The organism is Pseudomonas sp. 05N434 (assembly GCF_056396965.1).
Genome location: NZ_JBFTMK010000946.1, coordinates 1 through 989 on the forward strand (window position 1 = coordinate 1; position 989 = coordinate 989).

The 989-nt window shown below is 52.5% G+C and carries 1 protein-coding gene and 1 pseudogene; one reads left to right on the top strand and one right to left on the bottom strand.

Features of this window, described 5'->3' with window-relative positions:
• Positions 1-134, top strand: a pseudogene (locus AC1DLB_RS30945) (Grx4 family monothiol glutaredoxin); the annotation flags it as partial.
• Positions 135-308: 174 nt separating this feature from the next.
• On the opposite strand, the gene bfr reads toward AC1DLB_RS30945, so the two are convergent.
• A complete protein-coding gene (gene bfr, locus AC1DLB_RS30950; RefSeq protein ID WP_007898512.1) occupies positions 309-782 on the bottom strand; it encodes a bacterioferritin in 474 nt (157 codons plus the stop codon).
• Positions 783-989: the final 207 nt, after the last annotated feature.

The following is a 989-nucleotide window of genomic DNA, read 5'->3' on the forward strand; positions in this document are numbered from 1 at the left end:
TCCCACAACTGTGGGTTGCCGGTGAGCTGGTTGGTGGTAGCGACATCATGACTGAAATGTCTGCCGACGGTTCGTTGCAGGCACTGATCAAAGACGCCGCCGCCAAAGCCGCCGCTGCCAAGACCGAAGCCTGATTCGGTACCTGTAGGAGCGAGGCTTGCCCGCGAAGCAGGCGCCGCGCTTCTGCAGATACACCGCGTCATCGTTCTTCGCGGGCGAGCCTCGCTCCTACAAGAGCGCACGTAAAAAGCCCCGCCTCTGTAAAGAGAGCGGGGCTTTTTATTGCGTCGGGGTTAGCGGCGTAGAACTTACTCTTCGCCCATCTGCGATTGCAGATAGTTCTCAAGGCCGACTTTATCGATCAGGCCCAGCTGGGTTTCCAGCCAGTCGATATGTTCTTCTTCGGACTCAAGAATGTCTTCGAGCAGTTCACGGCTACCGAAGTCGCCAACGGTTTCGCAATGGGCGATAGCGACTTTCAGGTCGGCATGACCGTCGCGCTCGATCTTCAAGTCACACTCAAGCATTTCCTTGGTGTGTTCGCCGATGTGCAGCTTGCCCAGGTCCTGGACGTTCGGCAGGCCTTCAAGGAACAGGATGCGCTTGATCAGCTTGTCAGCATGCTTCATCTCGTCGATGGATTCGTGGTACTCGTGCTTGCCGAGCTTGTTCAGGCCCCAATCTTCATACATGCGCGCGTGCAGGAAGTACTGATTGATCGCGACCAGTTCATTGGCAAGGATTTTGTTGAGATGCTGGATGACTGTAACGTCGCCTTTCATGGTGGGAGTCCTGCCCTGTATTAGCTGTATATAAGGCGGAGTTTGAGCCGCGTAATTAATAGTGTCAAACCTAAGTTATTGAAACTTAAATGAAAATTAATCGGAATAAGAATGTTTGTGTTCCGCGTCTAAGGCCTAAGCGATTGATTTTCAGACATAAAAAAACCGGACATCAAGTCCGGTTCTTCGAAATACGGTAGTTATGCG

Excerpts from the sequence above, each read along its gene's own strand:
- bfr (WP_007898512.1), bottom strand. The coding sequence starts at position 782 with ATGAAAGGCGACGTTACAGTCATCCAGCATCTCAACAAAATCCTTGCC.